Source organism: Sphingomonas sp. PP-CE-1G-424, from assembly GCF_004341085.1.
Taxonomy (GTDB): domain Bacteria; phylum Pseudomonadota; class Alphaproteobacteria; order Sphingomonadales; family Sphingomonadaceae; genus Sphingomonas.
The window spans coordinates 132,473-157,556 of the sequence record NZ_SLXW01000003.1 but is presented as its reverse complement, the minus strand read 5'-3'; the positions used below and the strand labels follow the sequence as shown (position 1 = coordinate 157,556).

General features: G+C 64.8%; 27 protein-coding genes. 14 read left to right on the top strand and 13 right to left on the bottom strand.

All coding sequences use genetic code 11. The features are described from left to right. The first annotated feature begins 15 nt into the window (after positions 1 to 15). Positions 16 to 588: an AraC family transcriptional regulator gene (locus C8J43_RS10960; protein WP_165899607.1), complete on the top strand. Its 573-nt coding sequence runs from the start codon at positions 16 to 18 to the stop codon at positions 586 to 588. A gap of 200 nt (positions 589 to 788) precedes the next feature. On the opposite strand, the gene C8J43_RS10955 is transcribed toward C8J43_RS10960, so the two are convergent. Continuing rightward, positions 789 to 1,709, bottom strand: coding sequence for a LysR family transcriptional regulator (locus tag C8J43_RS10955; RefSeq protein ID WP_133030937.1), 921 nt, complete (start codon positions 1,707 to 1,709; stop codon positions 789 to 791). An 87-nt stretch (positions 1,710 to 1,796) separates the two neighbouring features. Between C8J43_RS10955 and C8J43_RS10950 the strand changes: the two genes are divergently transcribed. Then, positions 1,797 to 2,831 carry an aldo/keto reductase gene (locus C8J43_RS10950; protein ID WP_133030936.1) on the top strand — a complete coding sequence of 345 codons (1,035 nt, stop codon included), beginning with the start codon at positions 1,797 to 1,799 and terminating at the stop codon, positions 2,829 to 2,831. Positions 2,832 to 2,841: 10 nt separating this feature from the next. After that, on the top strand, positions 2,842 to 4,065 hold the full coding sequence (locus C8J43_RS10945) for an MFS transporter (protein WP_133030935.1): 1,224 nt from the start codon (positions 2,842 to 2,844) through the stop codon (positions 4,063 to 4,065). Here the strand turns inward: C8J43_RS10945 and C8J43_RS10940 are convergent. The 8 genes from C8J43_RS10940 to C8J43_RS10905 all read right to left on the bottom strand — a co-directional run bounded on the left by C8J43_RS10940 (position 4,056) and on the right by C8J43_RS10905 (position 11,317). Beyond that, complete coding sequence (locus tag C8J43_RS10940; RefSeq protein ID WP_243645524.1) at positions 4,056 to 4,268, bottom strand: UBP-type zinc finger domain-containing protein; 213 nt, start codon at positions 4,266 to 4,268, stop codon at positions 4,056 to 4,058. The two genes, C8J43_RS10945 and C8J43_RS10940, sit on opposite strands and share 10 nt — an antisense overlap. 28 nt (positions 4,269 to 4,296) lie before the next feature. After that, positions 4,297 to 6,015 (bottom strand): FAD-dependent oxidoreductase, encoded by a 1,719-nt coding sequence (locus tag C8J43_RS10935; protein ID WP_133030933.1) that lies wholly within the window; start codon positions 6,013 to 6,015, stop codon positions 4,297 to 4,299. After that, a complete protein-coding gene (locus C8J43_RS10930) occupies positions 6,012 to 7,394 on the bottom strand; it encodes an FAD-containing oxidoreductase (protein WP_133030932.1) in 1,383 nt (460 codons plus the stop codon). Before C8J43_RS10930 ends, C8J43_RS10935 begins: the two co-directional genes overlap by 4 nt. Continuing rightward, positions 7,394 to 7,849 (bottom strand): DUF4126 family protein, encoded by a 456-nt coding sequence (locus C8J43_RS22545; RefSeq protein WP_133030931.1) that lies wholly within the window; start codon positions 7,847 to 7,849, stop codon positions 7,394 to 7,396. The genes C8J43_RS10930 and C8J43_RS22545 overlap by 1 nt, the downstream gene beginning before the upstream one ends. A 203-nt stretch (positions 7,850 to 8,052) precedes the next feature. Next, the gene (locus tag C8J43_RS10920) at positions 8,053 to 8,844 is read right to left on the bottom strand and encodes an RMD1 family protein (protein WP_236698747.1); all 792 of its coding nucleotides are present in this window, start codon (positions 8,842 to 8,844) and stop codon (positions 8,053 to 8,055) included. Positions 8,845 to 9,148: 304 nt separating this feature from the next. Next, positions 9,149 to 10,162 (bottom strand): SDR family oxidoreductase, encoded by a 1,014-nt coding sequence (locus C8J43_RS10915; RefSeq protein ID WP_133030930.1) that lies wholly within the window; start codon positions 10,160 to 10,162, stop codon positions 9,149 to 9,151. 5 nt (positions 10,163 to 10,167) lie between these two features. After that, positions 10,168 to 10,833 (bottom strand): HAD family hydrolase, encoded by a 666-nt coding sequence (locus tag C8J43_RS10910; RefSeq protein ID WP_133030929.1) that lies wholly within the window; start codon positions 10,831 to 10,833, stop codon positions 10,168 to 10,170. Between the two features lie 241 nt (positions 10,834 to 11,074). After that, positions 11,075 to 11,317, bottom strand: coding sequence for a hypothetical protein (locus C8J43_RS10905; RefSeq protein ID WP_133030928.1), 243 nt, complete (start codon positions 11,315 to 11,317; stop codon positions 11,075 to 11,077). A 63-nt stretch (positions 11,318 to 11,380) separates the two neighbouring features. Here C8J43_RS10905 and C8J43_RS10900 point away from each other — a divergent pair, with 63 nt between their 5' ends. The 5 genes from C8J43_RS10900 (at position 11,381) to C8J43_RS10880 (ending at position 15,408) form a co-directional block, all read left to right on the top strand. Further along, entirely contained in the window at positions 11,381 to 12,553 is a 1,173-nt protein-coding gene (locus tag C8J43_RS10900; RefSeq protein ID WP_133030927.1) for a zinc-dependent alcohol dehydrogenase, read from the top strand. 80 nt (positions 12,554 to 12,633) lie between these two features. Next, positions 12,634 to 13,098, top strand: a complete 465-nt coding sequence (locus tag C8J43_RS22185; protein WP_207893379.1) for a hypothetical protein — start codon at positions 12,634 to 12,636, stop codon at positions 13,096 to 13,098. Positions 13,099 to 13,184: 86 nt separating this feature from the next. Continuing rightward, a complete protein-coding gene (locus C8J43_RS10890; RefSeq protein ID WP_133030926.1) occupies positions 13,185 to 13,688 on the top strand; it encodes a ferritin-like domain-containing protein in 504 nt (167 codons plus the stop codon). A 50-nt stretch (positions 13,689 to 13,738) separates the two neighbouring features. Next, complete coding sequence (locus tag C8J43_RS10885) at positions 13,739 to 14,032, top strand: hypothetical protein (RefSeq protein WP_133030925.1); 294 nt, start codon at positions 13,739 to 13,741, stop codon at positions 14,030 to 14,032. A 188-nt stretch (positions 14,033 to 14,220) separates the two neighbouring features. Further along, entirely contained in the window at positions 14,221 to 15,408 is a 1,188-nt protein-coding gene (locus C8J43_RS10880) for a DUF2252 family protein (protein ID WP_133030924.1), read from the top strand. 69 nt (positions 15,409 to 15,477) lie between these two features. On the opposite strand, the gene C8J43_RS10875 is transcribed toward C8J43_RS10880, so the two are convergent. Genes C8J43_RS10875 through C8J43_RS10860 form a run of 4 tightly spaced genes read right to left on the bottom strand, consistent with a single transcriptional unit; the run spans position 15,478 to position 19,368 of the window. Then, positions 15,478 to 15,783 (bottom strand): cytochrome C oxidase subunit IV family protein, encoded by a 306-nt coding sequence (locus C8J43_RS10875; protein WP_133030923.1) that lies wholly within the window; start codon positions 15,781 to 15,783, stop codon positions 15,478 to 15,480. Further along, positions 15,780 to 16,406, bottom strand: coding sequence for a cytochrome c oxidase subunit 3 (locus tag C8J43_RS10870; protein ID WP_133030922.1), 627 nt, complete (start codon positions 16,404 to 16,406; stop codon positions 15,780 to 15,782). Before C8J43_RS10870 ends, C8J43_RS10875 begins: the two co-directional genes overlap by 4 nt. Next, positions 16,403 to 18,502: a cbb3-type cytochrome c oxidase subunit I gene (locus tag C8J43_RS10865; RefSeq protein WP_133030921.1), complete on the bottom strand. Its 2,100-nt coding sequence runs from the start codon at positions 18,500 to 18,502 to the stop codon at positions 16,403 to 16,405. The genes C8J43_RS10870 and C8J43_RS10865 overlap by 4 nt, the downstream gene beginning before the upstream one ends. Next, positions 18,499 to 19,368 (bottom strand): ubiquinol oxidase subunit II, encoded by an 870-nt coding sequence (locus tag C8J43_RS10860; protein WP_133030920.1) that lies wholly within the window; start codon positions 19,366 to 19,368, stop codon positions 18,499 to 18,501. The genes C8J43_RS10865 and C8J43_RS10860 overlap by 4 nt, the downstream gene beginning before the upstream one ends. A 235-nt stretch (positions 19,369 to 19,603) precedes the next feature. On the opposite strand from C8J43_RS10860, the gene C8J43_RS10855 reads away from it, so the two are divergent. From C8J43_RS10855 to C8J43_RS10830, 6 genes are all read left to right on the top strand, one after another. Next, a complete protein-coding gene (locus tag C8J43_RS10855; protein ID WP_133030919.1) occupies positions 19,604 to 20,692 on the top strand; it encodes an alpha/beta hydrolase in 1,089 nt (362 codons plus the stop codon). A gap of 22 nt (positions 20,693 to 20,714) precedes the next feature. Further along, positions 20,715 to 21,200: a DUF4142 domain-containing protein gene (locus C8J43_RS10850; RefSeq protein ID WP_243645523.1), complete on the top strand. Its 486-nt coding sequence runs from the start codon at positions 20,715 to 20,717 to the stop codon at positions 21,198 to 21,200. Positions 21,201 to 21,264: 64 nt separating this feature from the next. Then, the gene (locus tag C8J43_RS10845) at positions 21,265 to 21,846 is read left to right on the top strand and encodes an SRPBCC family protein (RefSeq protein ID WP_133030918.1); all 582 of its coding nucleotides are present in this window, start codon (positions 21,265 to 21,267) and stop codon (positions 21,844 to 21,846) included. Then, the gene (locus tag C8J43_RS10840; protein WP_133030917.1) at positions 21,846 to 23,024 is read left to right on the top strand and encodes a zinc-dependent alcohol dehydrogenase; all 1,179 of its coding nucleotides are present in this window, start codon (positions 21,846 to 21,848) and stop codon (positions 23,022 to 23,024) included. The genes C8J43_RS10845 and C8J43_RS10840 overlap by 1 nt, the downstream gene beginning before the upstream one ends. A 14-nt stretch (positions 23,025 to 23,038) precedes the next feature. Continuing rightward, positions 23,039 to 23,824 (top strand): SDR family NAD(P)-dependent oxidoreductase, encoded by a 786-nt coding sequence (locus C8J43_RS10835; protein WP_133030916.1) that lies wholly within the window; start codon positions 23,039 to 23,041, stop codon positions 23,822 to 23,824. 89 nt (positions 23,825 to 23,913) lie between these two features. Then, positions 23,914 to 25,074 (top strand): glycosyltransferase family 4 protein, encoded by a 1,161-nt coding sequence (locus tag C8J43_RS10830; RefSeq protein ID WP_243645522.1) that lies wholly within the window; start codon positions 23,914 to 23,916, stop codon positions 25,072 to 25,074. Positions 25,075 to 25,084: the final 10 nt, after the last annotated feature.

Sequence of the window (25,084 nt, the reverse complement as noted above, 5' to 3'; positions counted from 1 at the left end):
GAGGGAGAACAGACGATGCTGCACACTGCCCCAACGATCACGCACCTGCCTCACGGGTTCGCGCCGTCCGTGGCCGCGAGCTTGCTGGCAAACGCGGTCAGCGCGCTCGATCACAATCCGCACGTCGCACGGCATTACCTCGAGCGGCTCGCGGCGATGTTCGTCGAGGACGATCCGCAGCCGATCCGGAAGTCGGTCAAGGGCGGACTCGCCGCATGGCAGTTGCGCGGCGTCGTCCAGCATATCGAGCAGTGGCTGGGATCGACGGTCGGTCTCGATGCGCTGGCCGAAGTGGCACGACTCAGCACGGGGCATTTCTGTCGCGCCTTCAAGGTGACGACAGGCGAAACCCCGCACGCGTTCCTGATCCGTCAGCGCGTACGTCGCGCGCAGACGCTGATGCTGCGGACCGACGAGACGCTCAGCCAGATCGCCTATGCCTGCGGGCTGACCGATCAGGCGCATCTGACACGGCTGTTCCGCCGCGTCGTCGGCGTGACCCCGCTCGTCTGGCGACGGACCTGGCAACGCTCGCACGCTGATGTTCAGCGAGATCACCGAACCGGAGACCGATCACGTCCGACCTGATGCTCGTCAACGCGAACGTGAGGCCGGGCGGATAGACGTGCAGATATACTGGCACACCGCCAAGCCGACCTGCCTCGTGCTGGCAACCGGGCCCGAAATCGTGTCTACCTTACGCCGGACAAGGCGGACGCATTCGTAAAAATCTGAAACGGTTTTGCGAACGACAAGGCGGCGGACGGCACGAGGAAGTGTTGCCCGCGCTATGCCGCCAAGCGCGCTGCGAGGAAATCGACGAACACGCGGACGCGGGCGGGCATGTTGATGCCGCCGACGAAGACCGCGTGGATGAGTTCGACGTCGCCAGGGTTGAGGTCCTCGAAAAGGGGAACCAGCCGGCCCGCGGCGATATCGTCGGCGACGCTGAACGTGCCGACACGCGCGATCCCGACCCCGGCGACGGCGAGCTGGGCGACCGTCTCGCCGTTATTGGCCTCGATATTGCCCTTTACCGACAGCGTGATGTCGCGGCCGTCGCGCCGGAACGGCCATACCGGCTCGATCCGGCGGAAATTGAAATTGAAGCAGTTATGATCGCGCAGGTCTTCGGGCGTGGGCGGCATGCCGCAGCGGGCAAGATAGGCGGGTGACGCGACGATCACGCGGCCGCTTTCGCCCAGCTTGCGGGCGGTGAGCAGGCTGTCCGCCAACGGGCCGAACCGGACCGCGACGTCCGCCTGCCCCGCCGCGACATCGACGATCGAATCGCTCAGCGCGAAATCGAGCACGATGTGCGGATAGCGGCGGACGAATTCGCCGAGCAGCGGGACGACGCACAACCGCCCGTGCGAGAGCGCCGCGCTGACCCGCAACCGACCCCGGGGCGCGCCCTGGTCGGCGATCTGCTGTTCGGCGTCGTCGAGATCGGCGAGAATCCGGCGCGCGCTCTGGAAATAAGCCTGTCCCTCCGCGGTCGGCGTCAGCGCACGGGTCGAGCGCAGGAGCAGCCTGACGCCGAGCCGTGCCTCGATCCGATCGATCGACCGCGCAACCGCGGACGGCGTCAATCCCAGCACGCGGCCCGCACCCGAAAAACTGCCCGCGCGCATCACCGCGGCGAAGACCTCCAGCGATCGGGCGCGATCGGCTCCGACGCCCATCGCAGTGTCGGCCTTTGCGTCCATGTCACAGATCCTTCGCTGCGCCGGCAGCTAATCAAAGCGAGCACGACCGGCCATCTATGCGTCTACAGCGCAATCGGGAACACGCACATGGATTATCGGCAATTGGGATCATCGGGGCTTCGCGTGCCCGTGCTCAGCTTTGGCACCGGGACGTTCGGCGGCACCGGTCCGCTGTTCGGCGCATGGGGCCGCAGCGACGAGACCGAGGCGCGGCGGTTGGTCGACGTCTGCCTCGATGCGGGCGTAACGTTGTTCGACACCGCCGATGTCTATTCGAACGGCGCATCGGAAACGGTGCTCGGCGCGGCAATCAAGGGGCGGCGCGAGCAGGTGCTGATCTCGACCAAGACCGGGCTGCCGATGGGCGACGGACCGCAGGACTGGGGCGCGTCGCGCGCGCGTCTCGTCCGCGCGGTCGAGGACTCGCTGCGACGGCTCGGCACCGATCATGTCGATCTGCTCCAGCTTCATGCGTTCGATGCGTCCACCCCGACCGAGGAACTGATGGGAACGCTCGATACGCTGATCGCCGCGGGCAAGGTCCGCTATGCCGGGGTGTCCAACTATCCGGGCTGGCAGGTGGCGAAGGCGCAGGGGATTGCAGACCGGCACGGCTGGCCGCGCCTCGTGGCGCATCAGGTCTATTATTCGCTGATCGGCCGCGCTTACGAGGCGGACCTGATGCCGATGGGCGCCGACCAAGGCGTCGGTGCGCTGGTGTGGAGCCCGCTTGGCTGGGGTCGACTGACCGGCAGGATCGGGCGAGACCGGCCGATACCCGCGGGCAGCCGCCTCCACGACACGGAGCAGTTCGCGCCGCCGGTCGAGGCCGAGCATCTCTACCGCGTGATCGACGCGTTGGAGGCGGTCGCCGCGGACACCGGCAAGACCGTGCCGCAGGTCGCGATCAACTGGCTACTGCGTCGCCCGACCGTCGCGTCGGTGATCATCGGTGCGCGCAACGAAGCGCAGTTGCGCGACAATCTCGGCGCGGTCGGCTGGAGCCTGTCGGTCGATCACGTGACCGCGCTCGACGCGGCGAGCGATGTGCTGCCGCCCTACCCGCACACCCCATACCGCCAGCAGGAGGGTTTCGCCCGCCTGAACCCGGCGCTGGTCTGAGGATCACGTGATGAAATTCAATCCCGCTGTGCTGGCCCTGTCCGTCGGTGCGTTCGGCATCGGCGTGACCGAATTTGCGCCAATGGGCCTGTTGCCCGTCATCGCCCATGATCTCGGCGTGTCGATCCCGACCGCCGGGTTGCTGATCAGCGCCTATGCGCTGGGGGTGGTGATCGGTGCGCCGCTGATGACGCTGACGACCGGGCGGGTGCCGCGGCGGACATTGCTGATCGTGCTTGCCGGCATCTTCACCGCGGGCAACCTGCTGGCGGCGGTATCGACCGGCTACGCCATGTTGATGGTCGCGCGGATCCTGACCTCGCTCAACCACGGCGCGTTCTTCGGTGTCGGCTCGATCGTCGCGGCCAGCTTGGTGCCGGCGGACCGGCGCGCCGGCGCGGTCGCGGCGATGTTCATGGGGCTGACGATCGCCAATGTCGTCGGCGTGCCGCTCGCGACGTGGGCGGGCGAGCATCTCGGCTGGCGCGCATCGTTCTGGGGCATTGCCGCGCTCGGCGTCGCGACGATGGCGGCGTTGCGCCTGACCCTGCCGCGCTTGCCGGCACCGGCGGGTAGCGACGCTAGAGCCGAACTGCGCGTGCTCGCCCGGGGCCCTGTGCTCGGCGCGCTCGGCCTGACTGTGGTGGGTGCAAGCGCGATGTTCACCGTCTTCACCTATATCACGCCGATCCTGCGCGAGGCGACGCATGCCTCGCTCGGCTTCGTCACGGCAATGCTGGTGACGTACGGCGTCGGGCTCACGGTTGGCAACTGGCTCGGCGGGCGGTTCGCCGATCGCTCGGTCGATCGGACGCTGATCGTTACGCTTGCCTCGCTGGCGGTGATCCTCGTCGCATTCGCCGTGTTCATGCCGCTGAAGGTTCCCGCCGCGATCCTGATCTTCCTGTGGGGCATCGCGAGCTTCGCGCTGGTCCCGCCGCTCCAGATCCGCGTCATGCACGCGGCGGCGGATGCGCCGAACCTCGCTTCGGCGATGAACATCGGTGCGTTCAACCTCGGCAATGCGATCGGCGCCGCGCTGGGCGGCGGCGTGATCGCGGCAGGGCTGGGGTTCCCCGCGGTCGCGCTAGCCGGGGCGGGGTCGGCGGCGCTGGGGCTCGTCGCCGTGATCGTCAGCGTTCGCTTGCAATTGCGGACGCGTCCCGCGGCACTTGGCCGGCCTTGTCCAAAAAATGCCGCCTTTGCCGAAACGATCGTCGTCGATCAGACGTAGCGCGGGATGGGCCCTATCTGGGCGGTCTGGTTCGGCAGGGAGATCGCGATTTCGTCGATGTAGCACCAGCCCCAGCCCTCGGGGGGATCATAGCCCTCGATGATCGGGTGCTGCGTCGCGTGGAAATGCGCGGTCGCATGGCGGTGTGGTGAATCGTCACAGCAGCCGACGTGACCACAGTCGCGACACAGACGAAGATGCACCCACGGGCTTCCGATGGCGAGGCATTCCTCACACCCGCGGGCGCTGGGCGTGACGGCCCGGATCGTTCCCGTATGCTCGCAACGCTCGGCCATCAGGTTCTCCCTTGCTGCGTTCGGCGAGCTTGGTGTGGATTTGCGCGACGACGGCAGCACCCTCGCCGACGGCGGCGGCGACCCGCTTGGTCGATCCCGCACGCACGTCGCCGATGGCGAACACGCTCGACACGCTCGTTTCCAACGGCAGGCCATTGCCACCGGTCACGACGAAACCCTTGTCATCCGTAGCGACGCATCCGTGCAGCCATCCGGCATTGGGATCGGCGCCGATGAACAGGAACAGGTGCCGCATTGCACACCGGCTGATCGATCCGTCCGCTCGGTTGCGAAAGCGCGCGGCAGACAAACCGTGCGCTGCATAGCCTTCCAGACCGATGATCTCGACGCCGACATGGAGCGTCACATTGGCGAGCGCGGCGATCCGATCGACCAGATAGCGCGACATGGTCTCGACGATCGGCCGACGGACGATCAGGTGAAGGTGCGATACGCGGGCGGCGAGAAACACCACCGCCTGTCCCGCCGAGTTCCCGCCGCCGACGAGTGCCACCTCCTCGCCCGCGCAGAGCTTCGCCTCGATCGGGGAGGCCCAATAGGAAATGCCCTGCCCCTCGAACATCGCCAGATCGGGGATATCGGGACGGCGATAGCGCGCACCCGACGCGATGATAACGGTCCGCGACCGGACGCGCCGATCACCCGACAGTTCGAGCGTCAGCGGATCGGGACCGGCAGGGTCGGCGGCGCATTCGAGGCGGAGCGTCTCGAGCGGGATCACCATTTCCGCGCCGAACTTCAGCGCCTGGTTGAACGCCCGTCCGGCCAGCGCCTGACCCGAGATGCCGGCGGGAAAGCCGAGATAATTCTCGATCCGGGCGGAGGCGCCGGCCTGCCCGCCCATCGCCCGCTCGTCCACCACGAGGACCGACAGTCCTTCGGACGCGGCGTAGACCGCCGCCGCCAATCCCGCAGGACCGGCGCCGACGATCGCAACGTCATACACCGTCGCAGGGTCGAGGTCGGGGATCATGCCAAGGCAGGTCGCCACCTCTGCATCGGACGGGCACTTGAGGATGGTGCCATTCGGGCACACCATCAGCGGCAGTTCACCCGGTAACACCCCGGTTCGTTCGACCAAGGCGCGCCCTTCCTCGTCGGCAGAGGCATCGAGCACGAGGTTCGGGTAGCCGCTACGCGTCAGGAACCCCTGGATACGGACGATGTCGGCGCTACCCGGTACACCGATCAGGATCGAGCCTGCGCCGCCCTCCTCGATCAGTCCGACCCTTCGCAGGATCAGCGCGCGCATGACGACTTCGCCGACGTCCGCCGACCCGACCATCAAGGCGCGCAGATGCGCCGCATCGAACGGTAGCGCCGTGCAGCCTTCGGCGCCTGCACGTCCCGCTGCGATCGATGGCCGGCCCGAAAGCTGGCTTACTTCACCCGTCAGCTGGCCTGGACCATGTGTCGTAATCGGCGCCTCGTGGCTCAACCCGTCGCGGCGGACGACATCGATCGCGCCGGCGAGTATCAGCCACGCGGGGGCGCCGAGTTCCCCAATCGCGTAGACAGGTTCGTCTGCGGCAAAGGTCTGCGCTGGACCACTGGCGAACCTCTTCGCGGTCTCGAGCTGTGCGGCGTCGAGCGTCGGAAACATCTGCTGCCGGCGATCGTCGACGACGCTCATGGCACGGCCTCTGGTGGCTGGAGATCGAGCAGCACCGTCGGGATCAGTTCGGAGACCGTCGGGTGGATCGGCACCGCCCAGCGCAGCGCCGAGATCGGCTGGTTGGCGCTCATCATGTCGAGGATGCCGTGGATCGCCTCGTCGCCTCCGGTGCCGAGAATGGCCGCACCGAGGATGCGCTGGGTCTCCGCGTCGGCGACGATTTTCATGAATCCCTTGGTCTCGCCCTTCTCCACCGCCCGGCCGACCCGCGTCATCGCCCGCTTCGAGACGAGCACTTTTCGGCCGGAGGCGATCGCCTGCGCCTGCGTCATGCCGACGCGGCCGAGGGGTGGATCGATGTAGAGCGCGTAGCCCGGGATACGCTGGGATACGCGGCGATCGTCGCCATCCAGCAGGTTTGCCGCGACGATCTCGAAATCATTATACGCGGTATGCGTGAAGGCGCCGCGACCGTTGCAATCGCCCAGTGCCCAGATACCCGCGACGTTGGTTCCCAATCGATCGTCGACCGTGATGAAGCCGCGCGCGTCGACCGCGACCCCGGCATGTTCCAGACCAAGATCGTCGGTGTTGGGACGACGTCCGATCGCCAGCAAGACGTGGCTGCCGATGACCGAAGGCTCACCCGTTTTGCACGACACGGACACCGCGACGCCCTCTGCGTGGCGGGAGAACCCGATACAGTCCGCCTCCGTGCGGACCACGATACCTTCGTCTTCGAGCAGGGCACGGATCGCGTCGGACACGTCGATGTCCTCATGCGAGACCAACCGATCGCCACGCTCGACGATCGTCACTTGGGCGCCGAAACGGCGGTACATCTGCGCGAATTCAAGCCCGACATAGCTGCCGCCGACGACGACGAGATGCGGCGGGACCGCGTCGAGCGCGACCATGTCGGTATTGTCGAGATGCGGCACATCGCCGACGCCCGGCATCGCCGGGACGTCCGCGCGCCCGCCGACGTTGAGGAAAATGCGGGGCGCCGTGATCGCCTCGTCACCGACAGTCATCGTCTTGGGCCCGGTGAATCGCGCATGGCCGCGCAGGAACGTCAGCCGTTCCATCGACGAGAGCCATCGTTCGTTGCCACCGCGTGCGTCCTCGACGACGCGTGCCGCCCGCGCCGCAACGGCGGGCATGTCGACCTCGATGGTGCCTGTCCGTATCCCGAAATCCGCGCCCCGGCGGGCGAGGTGCGCTGCATACGCGCTGGCGACGAGCGCCTTGGTGGGCATGCAGCCGGTATTGACGCAGGTTCCGCCGACTAGATGTCGCTCGATCAGGGCGACATGCCAGCCCTTCGCGGTAAGCCGTCCGGCAAGCGGCGGTCCAGCCTGCCCTGCCCCGACGATGATCGCATCGAAACTGCGCATCAGCCGAGCGCCACCGCCAGCAGCGCGCCGCCGATCGCGATAACGTCCTCGATCAGCGCTGCCGGACGGTCGCTGCCGAACAAGGTTGCGAGGCGGGCGCGAACCGCCGCGCCTCCGAGCGTGCCGATGACCGCTCCGATAACGCCGAGGATCGCTCCGATGACGACCCCGCCGGTCGCCATCCCGAGCGCCGCGCCCGCTACGCCGCCGGTGACGAGCCGCGCGCCGAACTGCACGGGGGCCTTGCGGCTGGGCGTCGACGGAAGCTGATCGGTGACGAGTTCACCGATCGCGAGCAACGTCATCACCGGGGCCGTGAAGCGCCAGCCGAGTATCGCGAGCCAGCTACCGTCGAGGTCGAGAATCCTGAGTTTGGCCGCCCATGCGACGGCGGCAAGCGGCATCATCGCCCGCAATCCCGCCACTATTCCGATTACCAAGGCCGCGAGCATCATGAGACGTCTCCCTCGGCACCGCGCATCCCCGCGGCCCATAGTACCACGACCGTAACGATCTTCCTGCCGCGACGCCATCGCCGATCCGCCGCAATCGTGTCCGGCAACACCGCTAGCAGACGACGCTTTCAGACGAGACCCACACCACGATCTTCGCAGAGCTTTTGCAGCGCCGAAAATTCACCCGTTCGTGCAAAACGCCTTCAGTGACGCCACAACTCGTAGATATTGAGAACGACCTCGAACGCGATCAACCCGATCACGGCAAGCTCGAGACGCAACGAGCGCTTGTCCTGCACCAGGTCGAGCAGCCACTCGGCGGCGTCACCGATGACCTCGAGCTTGCGTTCCATCGCACGCGCACGGTCGCCCAGTTCGAACTCGGCTTCGAGGCGCCCATAAAGCCGGTCGAGTTCGGGGTGATCCCAGAGCAGGTCCGGCTTCTCCATGATCTGCGCACGGCCGACCACGCGATGTTGCGCCGCGAGAACGTCGCCGATGCTCTGCATGACCCGCCGGATTGGCATGACCGCGCGGCCATGGATGCGCAGTTCGTTGATGAGCGGTTCGACGCGATCGAAGGCTTCCGCGATGCGGCCTTCGTCGCGCGCGAGGACGACGCTTCGGGCGACCACGGTGGCGGTCAGCAGCAGCCGTTCACGCGACGCCTCTTTCAGCCGGATGTGCCCGTCGGCGCTTACGGACTCTTCGCGGTCGGCGCAGATTTCGATCCAGGCCGTTTCCGTTTCCGGCGTAGCGAGAGGCTCGATGATGTGGTCGGAAAGATGGGCGATAAGCCTGCGCTCGGTCTCGGCCGATGCCCCGATCAACACGAGAACGCCGTAGCGGAAGACGAATGCGGCCCCAACGCCTGAGAGGTCCAGGGTTTCGGGTTCGACAAAGTCTCGCAGATTGCGCGTATCGACCCGCGTACCGAGCAGAAGCGCTCGCACGTCGCCCCTGCTTGGTTCGCCCGGCAACGCGGCACCCAGCACTTCCCTGATCCCGACGCTTACCGTTCGCAGGGATCCGCCATCAACCATGTCGCGTCACAATCATGGGATCAGCCTTACCCGTCCGCAGCCAACCCGCCAATAACCGCTAAAAACAGCGACGGAGCCGACATATTAAGGGCTTGAGACAATCCCCCCGCCGCCGAGGATGCGGCGATGATCCAGTCGGGTTGGAGGCCGTGCTCGTGCAACGCTTCGTATATGACCGCTTCGAAAGCCGAGCGCGTTGCCGCCGGTGAGGACGAGCACGGCATCAAAGTGGCCCCCGTGCATTCGATATCTGGCGTTACCGGCTGGTATCCTTCGGCCGGCTCAATGCAACCGCGATCCCGGCTCCGACGACACCGAGCAACAGAACGGCGGGGTGGAGTTTCTGCGCCTGCAACACCGTACTCGATTTGCGTGCGTGGACGTCCTGGCTGCCGCGCAATGCATCGGCTCGCGGGGCGTAGAGGTTGTCGCGGCGCGCCGGGTCGCCGGGATCTTCCGGCTTCTGCTGCGCGACGCTGCCGACCAGCTCCATGATCTTGTCGCTCAATCTTGGCGACGCGCGCGAAAGCAGCGAGGACAGCAAGCCGCCGCCCCCGGCATACAGCGTCCGCCGCGGCGTCTCGCACGCGAATAGCACCGCGTCGGCGACGACCGAAGGCGCGTAGAGCGGCGGCGGCAGGCGCGGTGGCTGGTCCATGAAGTTGCGCGCATGCTCGGGAAACGGCGTGTCGATCGCGCCCGGCTTGATCAGCGTCACCGAGATGCCGGCCCCCTCCTGCTCCAGTTCCATACGCAGCGTATCGGTCAGCGCCTGCACCGCATGCTTGGTCGCGCAATACGGCCCCTGCTCGACGATCGCGCGATCGCTGAGGATCGAACCGACATTGACGATCGCCCCGCCGCGGCCGTGCAGATGCCGCGCGGCGACCAGTGATCCATGCAGCACGCCGAAATAATTGACGTCGAACACGCGGCGGTGATCGGCAACCGGCACTTGCTCCAATGTGCCGTAGGTCCCTGTGCCGGCATTGTTGACCCAGCTGTCGAACCCACCGACCGCCTCGACCGCAACGGCGGCAACCCGCTCGACCGCCGCCATGTCGCTGACGTCCGCGACGCAGATCGCGATGCGTCCGCCGTCGGCCGACAGGCGATCTCGGAGTGCCTCGAGCGCTGCTTCGTTCCGCGCGGTGGCCACGACGGCCGCACCGCGGCGCACGGCTTCCTCGACTATGGCGAGACCGTTGCCGCTGGTTGCGCCGGTGACGACGATGACCTGCTCGCGGACGGGTTTCAGGGTGATGGCCATGGCGATCAGCGTCCCAGCGGCGAGGTTGCATAGCCGGCGAGCAAGGCCGCTACGTCGTCGTAAATCGCGATCGCGCCTGCCGCGTGCAGTTGCTCGTCCTCGAACTTGCCCGATCGGACCGCGACCGCGGCGATCCCGCACTTGGCCGCCGCCTCGATGTCATAGGGCGTGTCGCCGACCACGATCACCTCGGTGCGATCGATCCCCGACAGCATCTCCAGCGCGGTCGCGAAGATGTCCGGCGCGGGCTTGGTCTTCTCCACGTCATCACTGCTCGTCGTCGCGGCGATCAGGTCGCGTGCGCCGAGCAGGTCTATGTAATGGTCGAGTTCTGCCTCGGAGGCCGACGAGGCCAGGACGACGCGTTGCCCCAGGCCATGCGCGTGTGCCAGCAGGTCGTGCGCCTGCGCGAACGGCTTGGCGGTCTCCAGGTACTTCGCCTTGAAGATTTCACCATGCGCGTCGCCGAGCTTTTCCTGCTGCTCCTCATCCGCATCAGGCAGCAGCGTCGGCACGAGCATGTCCGTCCCCTTGCCGATCTGGTCGTGGATCACCTGGCGGTCGAACGACGCGTCGACGGTCGCAAACGCCTCCTCCCAGGCAAGGACGTGCATGTCGTTGGTGTCGACCAGCGTACCGTCGATATCGAAGAGAATGGCTTTGATATGCATAGGTCATCCCAAATCTGGTTCGTGCACCCGCCCGTCGGAACGCCGTAGCCCGATTGCAGGCGTGGCGGTCGAACGGCTTCGACAGAGTGCGATAACGTCCTAACGGCTCACGCTCCGAATTGACCCACGCTCGGGCGAACTTGACGATGCGATCTCCGATCATGATGACAATCCACCGCATCTATGTCGCAGGTGCAACGATGTGGCGTAACAATCAAGCTCGCCAAGTCATTACGATTTATCAGATTTTCGCCTTATCAACACAATTTGATTTAGTGAGATCAATACTGATACCAATCAATATGAAATATAAATGGCAGATATTGGCGTGAAGCAGGAACGATGACGCCACGTTGATCGCTATACGCCCCAGGATACGCTCACGCTGACGGCAACGACGCATATGCGTGGCGGCCGGAACTTCGCGGCGACAGTGCATAGTGTTGATGATGATCGGGCGGCATTTGCGCCAGCGCCGAGCCATGTCTGACGCGATGCCATGTCGTGCGTGAGAGAAATACTGTAATTCTATCACGGAGACTTTCTGATGCGCGCACTGGTTTGGCATGGAAAAGGCGACGTACGTGTCGATACTGTTGCAGATCCCGAGATCAAGCATCCGCGCGATGCGATCATAAAGGTTTCGGCCTGTGCGATCTGCGGGTCCGATCTGCATCTGCTCGACGGCTACCAGCCGACGATGCAGGCGGGCGACATCCTGGGTCACGAGAACATGGGCGTCGTCGTGGCGCTCGGCTCCGAAGTCACCAACCTGAAGATCGGCGACCGCGTCGTCGTTCCGTTCACGATCAGCTGCGGCGATTGCTTCTTCTGTCGCAAGGGACTGTTCTCGGCGTGCGAGCGGACCAATCCGAACTCGGAAATGGCGATCAAGGCGATGGGCCATTCGCCCGCCGGCCTGTTCGGGTTCAGCCATATGTTGGGCGGCTATTGCGGTGGGCAGGCCGAGTATCTGCGCGTGCCGATGGCGGATATCGGCCCGATCAAGGTGCCCGACAGTGTCACCGATGAACAGGCGCTGTTCCTCTCCGACATCTTCCCGACCGGCTACATGGCCGCCGAGAATGCGCAGATCGAACCGGGCGATACCGTGGCGATCTGGGGCTGCGGTCCGGTCGGCCAGTTCGCGATCCGCTCGGCGCTGATGCTCGGTGCCGGCAGCGTGATCGCGATCGACGAGGTGCCCGAGCGTCTGGCGATGGCCGAGGACGGTGGTGCGGAGACGATCAACTTCGCCGAGGTCGACAGCGTCTATGACGAGCTTCAGTTCCGCACCAAGGGCCGCGGTCCCGACAGCTGCATCGACGCGGTCGGCGCAGAGGCTTCGGGTCATGGCGCGGTGGATGCGGTGATCGACAAGGTGAAGGCGGCGACCTTCCTCGCGACCGACCGCGTGCACGTGCTGCGCGAGGCGATCATGAGCTGCCGGATGGGCGGCACGGTGTCGATCCCCGGCGTCTATGTCGGGATGGGCGACAAGATCCCGATCGGCGCGATGATGAACAAGGGGCTGACGATCAAGACCGGCCAGACGCACGTTCAGGCCTATACCAAGCCGCTGCTCGCGCGGATCGAGGCGGGCGACATCGACCCTAGCTTCGTCGTGACGCATCCGGCCAGCCTCGAGGATGCGCCCGAGATGTACCAGAAGTTCCGCGACAAGCAGGACGGCGTCATCAAGGTGGTGCTGCGGCCGTAACCCCTCCCCAGCCCGGTCCGTTCATTGCGCGCGGACCGGGCCGGTCTGTTTTCGACCGCTACATTCAGAAGGACGTACCGATGAGTGACAAGGTTCAAACTCCCGTTCCCGGCGATCCTGGAACCAAGGGCGCACCGGACGGCGTCTCGGACTCGCCGCGCGGCAACGATGGCGCCGACGTTCACGGCCGCAGCGAAGGCGGCGAAAGTGGCGGCGGATCCTATCCTAATCCGCATGCCGGCAAGAAAGAGACGAACACCGGCTTCATGGCGCATGGCGGCCAGACCGACATCGCCTATCACGGCGGTGGTCAGGCCGGCGAAGACGGCGGCAGCGCGGCGAACGGCGTTGCAGGCTCGGTCGGCGGTGACGGCACGACGATCGCCGCCGACCCCGACGCGGATCGCGAGCCCCATGCGATTGCTGGCGAAGGTCGCACGATCGAAGTCGTCGAGACATCGGGCATCGCCGAGGCCGAGGCCAACGGCAAGATCGGCACCGACGCCGACTATGAGGACGAGCAGAAGCAGCCCGGCGCTGGCTGAGCTCGGCGTATCGCGCCACCGCAATCTCGAAACTCAAAACCAGCCGCCGAGCATTCCGCCCGGTGGAAGCCCAAGAGGATGATCCCATGTCTGCACCCGAAGATCTCCAGGAAATCTACACCGACGAGCTGAAGGATTTGTGGTCCGCGAACGACCAAATGAAGAAGGTCCTGAAGAATATCACGTCCAAGGCGAGCGACGCGTCGCTGAAGGACATGCTGACCAAGTCTCAGGCGGATATCGAGACGCATACCGACCTGCTCAAGGACCTGATCGCGTCGAACGACGAGAAGGTTTCGAAGGAGCATTGCAAGGGCATGGAAGGCCTCGTCGCCGAAGCCACCAAGCATGTCCTTGAGGAAGGTCCGGAAAAGGGTCCGCTGCTCGATGTGATGATCATCGCGCAGTACCAGCGGATGACGCATTACGGGATCGCCGGGTTCGGCACGGCAACGGCGTACGCCAAGGCGCTGGGGTTCGCGGACGACCACAAGAAGCTGAGTGCCGCCACCAAGGATATCTATGGTGGCGACGAATATATGACGAAGCTCGCCGAGACGACCGTCAACATCGACGCCGAAGACGAATGAGATGCTCGCCCGCCGGCACCAACCCGGCGGGCGACGACCCAACGTAGACGATGAAAGCGACGACGATGACAACCTACCCTTTAAGCGAACCTGCTACGATCTATGCCGCGGAACCATCTGGCGATGCGACGTCGGAAGCGGTCGGACAAGGAACGCTGGAAGAGTGCGTGGATATTGTCGCCGATCTTTCCGCAGACGAGCAAAAATCGGTCATCATCCAGATGGATGACATCGACCTCATGTTCGGCCCGCAGGAAATCAGCGAACTTTTACGGTTTCTGCGGGAGGAGACCCCAGGCCTTTCGAACACAGAGATAGCCGAGGTGAAGAGCGCCGATCTGTAAGGTGCAGATGGGTGTTGCGATGCCGGGCGATGAATTGCTATCGGCGGCGGCCAGCCAGGACAGTGGCTGACCGTCACCTCTCATCACCCGGCCAATTCGGCGGTTGCCTGACCCCGGTCTTCGTATTCGCCAAACGATCGGCGGTGAGGCAGGCGCCTATCCCTCCTTCCTCTCTCGAAAGCGAACTCATGGCCGTGGCTCCCGACGAACGCTCGGCCGTGCTCGAACGAACCCGCGCCCTCAAGATGGCGCGGTCGGTCCACGCCTATGTCCGTGGAAACACGGCGCAGTTCTATCAATGGCTTGCGGAATCTCCCGTCGCTGCCGGTATCCCGGAAGGTCCGGCGGTCTGGATTTGCGGCGACTGTCATCTTGGCAATCTGGGACCGGTGGCCGATGCCGATCATCGCGTCGACATCCAGATACGCGATCTCGACCAGACCGTCATCGCCAATCCTGCCTACGACCTCATCCGCCTTGGCCTGTCGCTTGAAACCGCGGCACGGAGTTCGGATCTGCCGGGTGTCACGACAGCGCGGATGATCGAGGCGATGGTCGACGGGTATTGCCGGGCGCTGACCCCGACCGTCGATGACGATCCGCGCGAACCCGACGTCGTCCGATCGGTAAGGCGCGAGGCGATCGGTAGACAGTGGCGCCATCTGGCGAAGGACCGTCTCGAGGACGTCGAGCCTAACATTCCGCACAACAAACGCTTCTGGAAGCTGTCGCGCGCGGAGAAGAGCGAGATCGTCGCGCTGTTCGGCGAGGACTCGGTTCGCGCGCGATGCATGGAGCTGGCCGGTGTGGCGGGCGACGGGAAACTTCGGGTGGTCGACGCCGCCTATTGGCGGAAGGGGTGCAGTTCGCTCGGGCACCTTCGTTTCGCGGTGCTGATCGGCATCTCGCACGGCAAGGCAAAGGATGAACGACTGGCGCTGGTCGATATCAAGGAGGCCGTGGCCTCCGTCGTACCGATAGCGACCAAGACGACGATGCCATGCGACGCGGGCGAGCGCGTGCTCGCCGGGGCCAATGCGCTGTCGCCGAACCTGGGCCAGCGAATGGTCGCGGCGCATCTGATGGGCAAGCCCGTCTTCCTGCGCGAACTGGCGCCGCAGGACCTCAAGATCGAGGTCGAACAATTCAGTCGCAAGGAAGCGGTCGCCGCCGCGTCCTATCTGTCGTTCGTCGTGGGTCAGGCGCACGCCCGACAACTCAGCGACGACGCCAGACTGGCATGGCGCGACACACTGACCGCCCGCGATGAGAAACTCGATGCGCCGTCATGGCTATGGCAAGCCATCGTCGCGATGGCCGGAGCACATGAAGTCGGCTATCTCGAACACTGCCGCCGCTTCGGCGCGCATGGGTGAGGTCTGCCGCCATTCGCTCATGACATCATGACATAGCGTGATCGTGATGCGGTCGGGCCGGTGGTGCCCTCACCCCATCATCCGGCCACGCAGGTTGAACAGGATCACCAGCGTTCCCGACACCATCAGCGCGATGATCAGCGCGGAGAACAGGATCAGTTGCAGGTCGTGCCGCGAGGATCGCTTGAGACTGATGTGGAGGAAACAGCGGAACTGGACCCCCATCTGGACGAGGCCCAGCGCCAGCACGCCGCCGAAGATCGCGCGCGCGCCGAACGACGGCCAACGGACCATCGCAAAAGCGGCCACCGTCAGACCGAGCGACAGGCCATAGCCGATCGCATAGGTCCTGAGTTCGCGGGTCCGGTCGCTCATCCGATGTTCCCTTGCAGATAGACGACCGAGAAGATCGCGATCCAGACAATGTCGAGCAGGTGCCAGAACAGCCCCAGCCGCAACAGGTTGATCCTCACGCGTGCATCAAGGCCATAGGCGCAGACCTGGGCGACTATCACGACCAGCCAGAAGCACGCGACCGCGACGTGGAGTCCGTGCAGCCCGACCAGCGCGAAGAACGACGACAGGAAGCCACTGCGCATCGGATAGGCGCCGTGCGCGAACATCGTCGCGAAGTCGTTCGCCTCGAGCGCCAGGAAGACGAGGCCGAGACCCAGCGTCGCGCCGAGCCAGCCGAACAGCACGCGGCGCGGTTCGTCGTACTTCATGGCGATCGTCGCGCGGCCAAACGTCGCGCTGCTCGTCAGCAACAGCAGCGTCTCGACGAACGCGGGCAGCAGCTTGAATTCGGAGGCAGGCGTCGGGCCGCCGACGGTGCTTGCGATCATCGTGCCGTAGGTCGCGAACAGCAGCGCGAAGATCACCGCATCGCTCATCAGGAATATCCAGAAGCCGAAGATCGCGTTCTCCGCCTGGTCCTGCGTCAGCGCGCCGGTGTCGCCGAGGTTGAGGCCGGCATGCGCCAGTTCGGGTTCGCTCACGCCACGATCTCCGCAAGGCCACGATTGACCGCGGCGGTCTCCAGCTGGCGCGGAATTGCGGGCGTCGCCCAGACGCGCGTGAGCCAGGCCTCGTGCTCGCGCGCGACCTCCGCTGCGGGGATCATGCGATGCTGGTCGCGACCGAAGCTGCGCAGCACGACCGCCGCGACGATCACCTGGAGCGCGACGATGGTCAGCCCCCAGATCTCCCAGATCAGCCCGAACGCGGCGACCGCGGCGGTGATCCCGATCACGACGCTGGTCGCGCTGCCCTTCGGCACGACGATGTCCTCGTAAGACGCTGGTGAGGCGTAGGGATCAGGCTGGCCCTCGTCATGCTTGTGATCGTAGAACGGGTTGCGGCCGTCGATCAGCGGCAGGACCGCAAAATTATATTCGGGCGGCGGTGCGCTGACCGACCATTCGAGCCCGCGGCCATCCCACGGGTCGCCGGCTTCGACCTGCGTCTTGGCACGGTCGCGGATGCTCACCCACAACTGGATGCCGAGCGACGTCAGTGCTGCCAGCAGGACGAACGCGCCGACGCCCGCGACGTACAGCCACGGCCGGAACGACGGTTCGAAGATCGCCTGCGTCCGCCGCGCCATCCCGCTCGCGCCGAGCACGTAGAGCGGGAAGAAGGCGAGGTAGAAGCCGACCACCCAGCAGGTGAACGCGATCCGCCCCCAGCGCTCGTCGAGGCGGAACCCGAACGCCTTGGGGAACCAGTAATGATAGCCCGCGAGCATCCCGTAGAGCAGACCCGGGATCAGCATGTTGTGGAAATGCGCGACCAGGAACAGCGTGTTGTGGACGAGGTAATCGAGCGGCGGCATCGCCAGGATGATGCCGGTGAAGCCGCCCAGCACGAACGTCATCATGAACGCGAGCGCGTAGAGCATCGGGACGGTAAACCGCACCTCGCCGCGAAACATCGTCCAGATCCAGTCGTAGATCTTCACGCCGGTCGGCACGCCGATCGTCATCGTCGCGATCCCGAATGCCGCGTTGACGTTGGCCGACTGCCCCATCGTGAAGAAATGATGGACCCACACGGTGAAGCTCAGCACCGCGATCGCCATCGTCGCGATCACCAGCGAGGTATAGCCGTACAGATCCTTGGTCGAGAAGGTCGACACGACCTCCGAATACACCCCGAACGCGGGCAGGATCAGGATGTAGACCTCGGGATGGCCGAACAGCCAGAACATGTTGGCATAGTTCATCATGTTGCCGCCGAAGTCGTTGGTGAAGAAATGGAACCCCAGATAGCGGTCGAGCGCGAGCAGCAGCGTGGCGACGGTCAGCGGCGGCATCGCGAAGATCATCAGGATCGCCGTGCACAGGCTGGTCCACGAAAACATCTGCATCCGCATGAAACGCATCCCCGGCGCGCGCAGCTTGTAGACGGTACAGGCGATGTTGATCCCCGCCATCGTCGAGCCGATCGACCCCAATGTCACCGCCCATATCCAATAGTCGACGCCGACGCCGGGGCTGAACGCGCGCTCGGTATAGGGCGGGTAGCCGCTCCATCCGCCGGTCGAGAATTCGCCGACGACGAGGCTCGCCATCATCAGCCCGGCGGCGCCGATCGTCAGCCACAGCGCGATCGAATTGGCCCAGGGAAACGCCATGTCGCGCGCGCCGATCTGGAGCGGCAGGACATAGTTGATCATCCCCGTCAGGAACGGAATCGCCATGAAGAAGATCATGATCGAGCCATGCGTCGAGAACAGCTGGCCGAAATGATCGGGCGACAGGAAGCCGGGGTTCTCGATCGCCACCGCCTGCTGCATCCGCATCAGCACCGCCTCGACCAACGCGCGCGACAGCATCACGAACGCGACGACGATATACATGATGCCGATCTTCTTGTGGTCGAGGCTGGTGAGCCACTCGGTCCACAGATAGCGCCACTTGCCATAGCGCGTCAGCAGCGCCGCGACGACGACCGCGCCGACCACCACCAGCGCGCCCGCGAACGCGCCGATGATCTCGCTGATCGTCGGGTTCTCCCATGCGCGCACGAACGGCAGGTCCTGCCAGCCGAACCGGCCGAGCACGGCGGGCCAGAGGGGAACGGAAACGGTCATCGAACGGCTTTCGGAGAAGAATGGGTCATGCCGCCGGTCGCGGCGACGACATGCTCGAACAGGTTCGGCGTGACATGCGCGAACTCGACGGGGTGCGTGATGATCGACCGCGCGGACAGCCGCTGCCACGTCTGCGCATCGAGCGTGCGCTTGCCGCTTCGTGCAGCCGCCGCCCAGCGATCATAGTCGGCCGACGACACCGCAACGACGTCGAACTTCTGCTGCTGGAAGCCGGCGCCGTTATACTGCGTGTTCTCGCCACGGAACCGCCCCGGCCGGTGCGCCTGGATATTCAGCTCGGTCGTCATCCCGCCCATCGCATAGATCTGCCCGGCGAGTTGCGGGATCAGCATCGACTGCATCACCGTGCCGCTGGTCAGTTTGATATGCACCGGGCGCCCGGCGGGAATGGTCAGCCGATCGACCGCCGCGACGCCGAGATCAGGATAGACGAACACCCATTTCCAATCGAGTGCGATCGCCTGCACCTCGACCGGCGCCGCACCTGGCAACCGCCGATACGGATCGTCGATCTTCGTCCAGTGCCACAGCAGCACGGCGAGCCCGATGACGATCCCGGCGGGGGGGATCCAGATCAGCGCTTCGACCCACCACGAGAAATTCCACTTCGGGCGGTACGCGTCGCTACGGTTAGACAACCGGTAATGCCACGCGAAAAGCGGCGTCAGCAGCAACACCGGCCCCGCGACGAACAGCAGCACGATCGACACGGTGAAGAACAGGTCGCGCTCGTGCCCGGCGACCGGTCCCTGCGGATTAAGGAACCCGTGCGACAGCGCCGTGCAGCCGCCCAGACAGGCCAGCAGGACCGGGAGTGAGACCAGATGCCGCCTTTTCCGTTTCACTCTTCCGAACTCCTGAGCATCTCGCCGCCCTAGCGCCGACATGATCGCGCAGCCCATCTCCGTAGCAGCGACCGGCGGTTGCGTCCTTCTCTTAAAGCCTCTTCACGGCAAAGTTGCACGCCGCCGCCAACTAGTTGTTTGACTTCGATTAAGTTGGATGAATCTAAGGCCTTATTCGCGGAACGATCCGCCGAGGCTCCTGTTGAGGTTTCAACCATAAACAGGGTAAATAATCATGACGTTGAAGCTTCTGGTTGCGGCCGCGCTGATCGGGACATCCGGTGCGGCGATCGCGCAATCCACCACGTCCACCAACGCACCGCCGCCGCCGATTCCACCCCGCATCGCGACGCAACCACCAGTGGCGGCTTCGGACATGCAGGCGGTCCTCAATCAGTTGCCGATGCTCGGTGCCAAACCGATCGAGACGCTGACTCCGGTCAAGGCACGGATCCAGCCATCGGCCGCCGATGCAGCGCACGCGGTGATGCGCCAGAAGGGGTTGTCGACCGCGCCCGATCCGGCGGTCACGACGCAGGACCTGCCCTATGGTAGCGATCCGATGCAGTTCGCGCGCATCTACAAACCCGCCGCCGCGACCGGCGCGCCGATGCCGGTCATCGTCTATTATCATGGCGGCGGCTGGGTGATCGCCGACGTCAACACGTACGACGCCGCACCGCGTCTGCTTTCCAAGCAGTTGAATGCGATCGTCGTGTCGGTCGAATACCGCCATGCCCCGGAATTCAAGTTCCCAGCACAGCATGACGACGCCTTCGCCGCGTATCGCTGGGTCCTGCAGAACGCGCAGTCCTGGGGTGGCGATACCAGCAAGATCGCGCTCGCCGGCGAAAGCGCGGGCGGCAATCTGGCCGTCGCGACGGCAATATTTGCCCGCGACAACAAGCTGACCGCGCCCGTGCATATCCTGTCGGTCTATCCGATCGCGAACAGCAGCATGGACCTTCCGTCGCGCACGGACTCGGCAAACGCCAAGCCGCTCAATACCGCGATGCTCAAGTGGTTCGGCAATTACTACACGTCGTCGATGGCGGACATGCAGGACCCGCGGCTGAACCTCGTCGGCGCGAACCTGCGCGGTCTGCCGACGACGACGATCGTCAATGCGCAGATCGATCCGCTGCGCTCCGACGGCGAGACCTTGGCGGCCGCGATGAAGTCGGCGGGCGACAAGGTCGAGCAGCGCACCTTCCCCGGCGTGACGCACGAGATGTTCGGCATGGGGGCGGTCGTTCGCGGCGCCTACGACGCCAACCAATACGCGATCGCGCGTCTCAAGGCCGCGTTCGGCATCCGCAACTAACCGATCATAAAGGACAATTCCCATGAAGACTCTGATGATATCCGCCGCATTCGGCGCGGTGATCCTGGCCTCCCCTGCGATGGCGCAGGTCATGACGCCGAGCGAATACGTGACGACCGCGGGCGCAAGCGATCTGTACGAGATCACGTCGAGCAAGGTCGTTCTCGAGACGACGCCGAACCCTGCGTTGCGCGATTTTGCGCAGACGATGGTAGCGCAGCATACCAAGAGCACCGCCGACGTGAAGGCCGCGGCGATGAAGTCGCGCGTCAAGGTCGCGCCGCCCAAGCTCTCCCCGCTCCAGCAGGAACTGGTCACCGAACTTCGCGCCGAGAAGGGCACCGCGCGCGACGCGGCCTATGTCGCGCAGCAGAAGGCAGCGCATGGTCAGGCGCTCGCCGTGCAGAAGGCATACGCGACGGAGGGCACCGCGCCCGCGCTGAAGACCACGGCCGCAGCGATCGTACCGGTCGTCGAGCATCACATCATGATGCTGAAGGCGATGTAAGCCGGGGTAAACCGGGCAAACGAGCCACCCTCACGCGCCAGATCACAGGACAGGATGAACCGACATGACGGATGAGAAAACCGTTCATACCGACGACGCTCCGCCAACGACGTGGAAGAAAGGCGATGCCCTCGCGGAGTCGGGCATTCCCGACGGAAAGGGTGGCTCGATCGTTGCGCGCGCCGTGACGATCAACCGGCCGTTCGGCGAAGTCTTCGCGTATTTCCGCGACTTCGCCAACCTGCCGACATTCATGGAGAACGTCGAACGGATCGATATCCTGAGCGACACGCGGTCGCATTGGGTGGTGAAGGCGCCGACCGGCAAGACGGTCGAATGGGATGCGGCCGTTACCGAAGAGACGCAGGACTGTGTCATCGCCTGGGCGTCGGAACCCGGTGCCGACGTCGCCAATAGCGGCCGGGTCGAGTTCCGCGATGCGGGTGCACGCGGCACGGTCGTTACCGCAACGATCGCCTATGATCCGCCGGGCGGCGCGATCGGCAAGCTGATCGCCAAGATGTTCCAGCGCGAGCCCGCGATCCAGGCACGGCGCGACCTGCGTCGCTTCAAGCAATTGATGGAAACCGGCGAGATTGCGACCGCGGCGATGAACCGCAAGCAACGCGAAGAGGAGATGGCCTGATGCGCGCTCTGGCATGGCACGGTAAGCACGACGTTCGCGTCGATACCGTCGACGATCCCGAGATCGTCAATCCGCGCGACTGTATCATCAAGGTCACCGCGACCGCGATCTGCGGCTCCGACCTGCATCTGTACGACGGCTATATCCCGACGATGCAGGCTGGCGACATCCTCGGCCATGAGTTCATGGGCGAAGTCGTCGAGGTCGGCGCCAAGTCGACGCTGAAGAAGGGGCAGAAGGTCGTCGTCCCGTTCACGATCGCGTGCGGCAGCTGTTATCATTGCGGCAAGCATCAATATTCGGCGTGCGACAACGGCCTGCCCGCCGACAACCAGGACATTGCACAGGAGCTCTACGGCCAGCCGATGTCGGGTCTGTTCGGTTACAGCCACATGACCGGCGGCTATGCGGGCGGTCAGGCGGAATATGTCCGCGTGCCGTTCAGCGACGTCGGGCCGATCGTCATTCCCGACGGCGTCGAGGACGAGAAGGTGCTGTTCCTATCTGACATCCTGCCGACCGGCTGGATGGCGGCGGAGAATGCGCAGATCGAGCCCGGCGACACCGTCGCGGTCTGGGGCTGCGGGCCGGTCGGGCTGTTCGCGGTGCAGTCGGCGTTCCTGATGGGTGCCGAGCGAGTCATCGCGATCGACCATTTCCCGCATCGTATCGAGTTGGCGAAGAAGTTCGGCGCGGAGACGATCAACTACGAGGAAAGCGCGGTCTACGAGGCGCTGATGGTGATGACCGGCGGGATCGGCCCCGATGCGGTGATCGACAGCGTCGGCCTCGAGGCACACGGCTTCTTCGTCGACAACGTGATCGACCAGATCAAGGCGTCGACCTTCCTCGGCACCGATCGTGCGCACTCGATCCGCCAGGCGATCATCGCGTGTCGCAAGGGCGGGCGCGTGTCGATGCCGGCGGTCTATGGCGGGTTTATCGACAAGTTCCCGCTCGGTGCGCTGATGGAAAAGGGGCTGACGCTCAAGACCGGCCAGACGCACGTTCAGCACTACATGCCCGCGCTGCTCAACGCGATCATGGAGGGCAAGATCGACACGACCTTCCTGATCTCGCACCGGATGGACTTGGAGGACGCGCCCAAGGGCTATGACATGTTCAAGAACAACCAGAACGAAGTGACGAAGGTCGTGCTCAAGCCCGGCTTCAATTGAGAGGATCTGAAACAATGGCCGATAAATTCGCGATCATCACCGGGGCCTCGACGGGCATCGGTTTCGAACTCGCCACGCTCGCGGCGAAGGACGGCTACGACATCCTCGTCGTCGCCAATGAAGCGCTGATCCAGTCCGCTGCCGCCGACTTCAAGCAGTTCGGCACCGAGGTCGCCGCGGTCGAGGCGGACCTGTCGACGATCGAGGGTGTCGATGCCCTTCTCGCCGCGACCGACGGGCGGAAGATCGATGTGTTGTGCGCGAATGCCGGACACGGTCTCGGCCACGGTTTCCTGGACCAGACAGTCGACGACTGGCGCAACGTGATCGATACCAACATCACCGGCACGCTGTACCTTCTTCAGAAGGTTATGCCGGCGATGGTCGCGCGTAACGACGGCAAGGTGCTCGTGACCGGGTCGGTCGCCGGCTACATCCCCGGCGCATTCCAGGCGGTTTACAACGGCTCGAAGGCGTTCATCGACAGCTTCACCGAGGCACTGCGCAACGAGATCAAGGACGCGGACGGCGTCACGCTGACGACGTTGATGCCGGGGCCGGTCGATACCGAATTCTTCGACCGTGCCGACATGAACTATACCTCGGTCGGCACCGATCCGAACAAGCGCGATCCGGCCGACGTCGCCAAGGACGGCTGGGATGCGCTGATGAGCGGGAAGGCGTCGGTCTTTTCGGGCTTCATGACGAAGGTCCAAGGCGTGCTCGCCAACGTCATCCCGGGCTCAGTACTCGCCGAACAGCATCGGAAGATGGCCGAACCCGGCAGCGCCAAGGACTGATCGGCGGCACGTCAGACGGTCTTGCAATGCGCGGTGGTGCCCAGCCTTCGATAGGACTGGGCACCACGTCGATGAGGGGGAAATTACAGATGGCGGCACCGTTGACGGCTCGGCGATCGGTCGTCGTCATCAGCGATTGGGTCGATGGCCAGCATGCCGAGCACGACCGCCAGTCATTCTCCCTGCTGCCGGCACACGCAGTTGCCCCAGTCAGTCAGCCATGGACCGGCGATCTCGTCCCCACAGACGTGACGGGCGGATATCTGGAGCGGCTGCCGCTCGCGTTGATCGCCGCCGGCATCGTCGACCAAGCCGAAATCTGGCATCACTGGCGCGGCGAGGACGAGCCTCCATTTCGTAGAGAGAACGCGGTTCTGGCGCGCCGCGCTTTCCGGATCGACGGCGAGCATGCCCCCTTTGCTTCGTCGCAAATGCATGCGTTCGTCGAGGCGTTCGGCGCGCCGCATATCCTCGTGGTGTTCGGCTTGGGTGTCGCGCCCGACCTGCTCGAACTCTGCGCGAACAGCATAATTCTCTACAACTCGATCGACGCGCCATCGCTGCGCGTACCGCCGGACGTCAGCGAGCATTTCGATCTCGTCGTCACCGGCGCGCAGTGGCAGTCGGACGAAGTCGAGGCGCGCCACCCCGGCATGCGCACCGCGATCCTGCCGGTCGGTCCCGAGTTCGCGGCGGTCGACCAGTTCCGTCCGCTCGGCACGCCCAAGGACGTCGACCTGATCTACGTCGCCGCCGCGCAGCCGTATAAGCGCCACGACATCCTGTTCGATGCGCTCGCGCAACTCCCGCGCGACGTCCGCGCGCTGTGCGTATTCGGCTACGGGGAGGATGCCGACGCACTCCGCCACCGCGCACAAGAGCAGAACCTCTCGATCGAGTTCGTCGGACCGCCAGGCGTGCCTATCGAAGAGGTCAACCGCCTGATGAACCGCGCCAGGTTCGGCGTGGTCTGCGGCATCGACGACGGCGCGCCCGCGATCCTCACCGAATACATGCTCGCCGGCCTGCCCGTACTCGCCAATACGGAATTACGCTGCGGATTGCAGTTCATTCTGCCCGAGACCGGCATGACGGCTTCGACGAACGGGTTTGCCGATGCAATTCTTACAATGCGCGAAACCTACGCAGAATATCGGCCCCGGCAAGCCGTATTGGAACGTTGGACCTGGCAGCATAGCATTGTGCGTTTGAAGGCAATTATCCAGCAAATACATGATGCAAAGCAATGACATTTACATA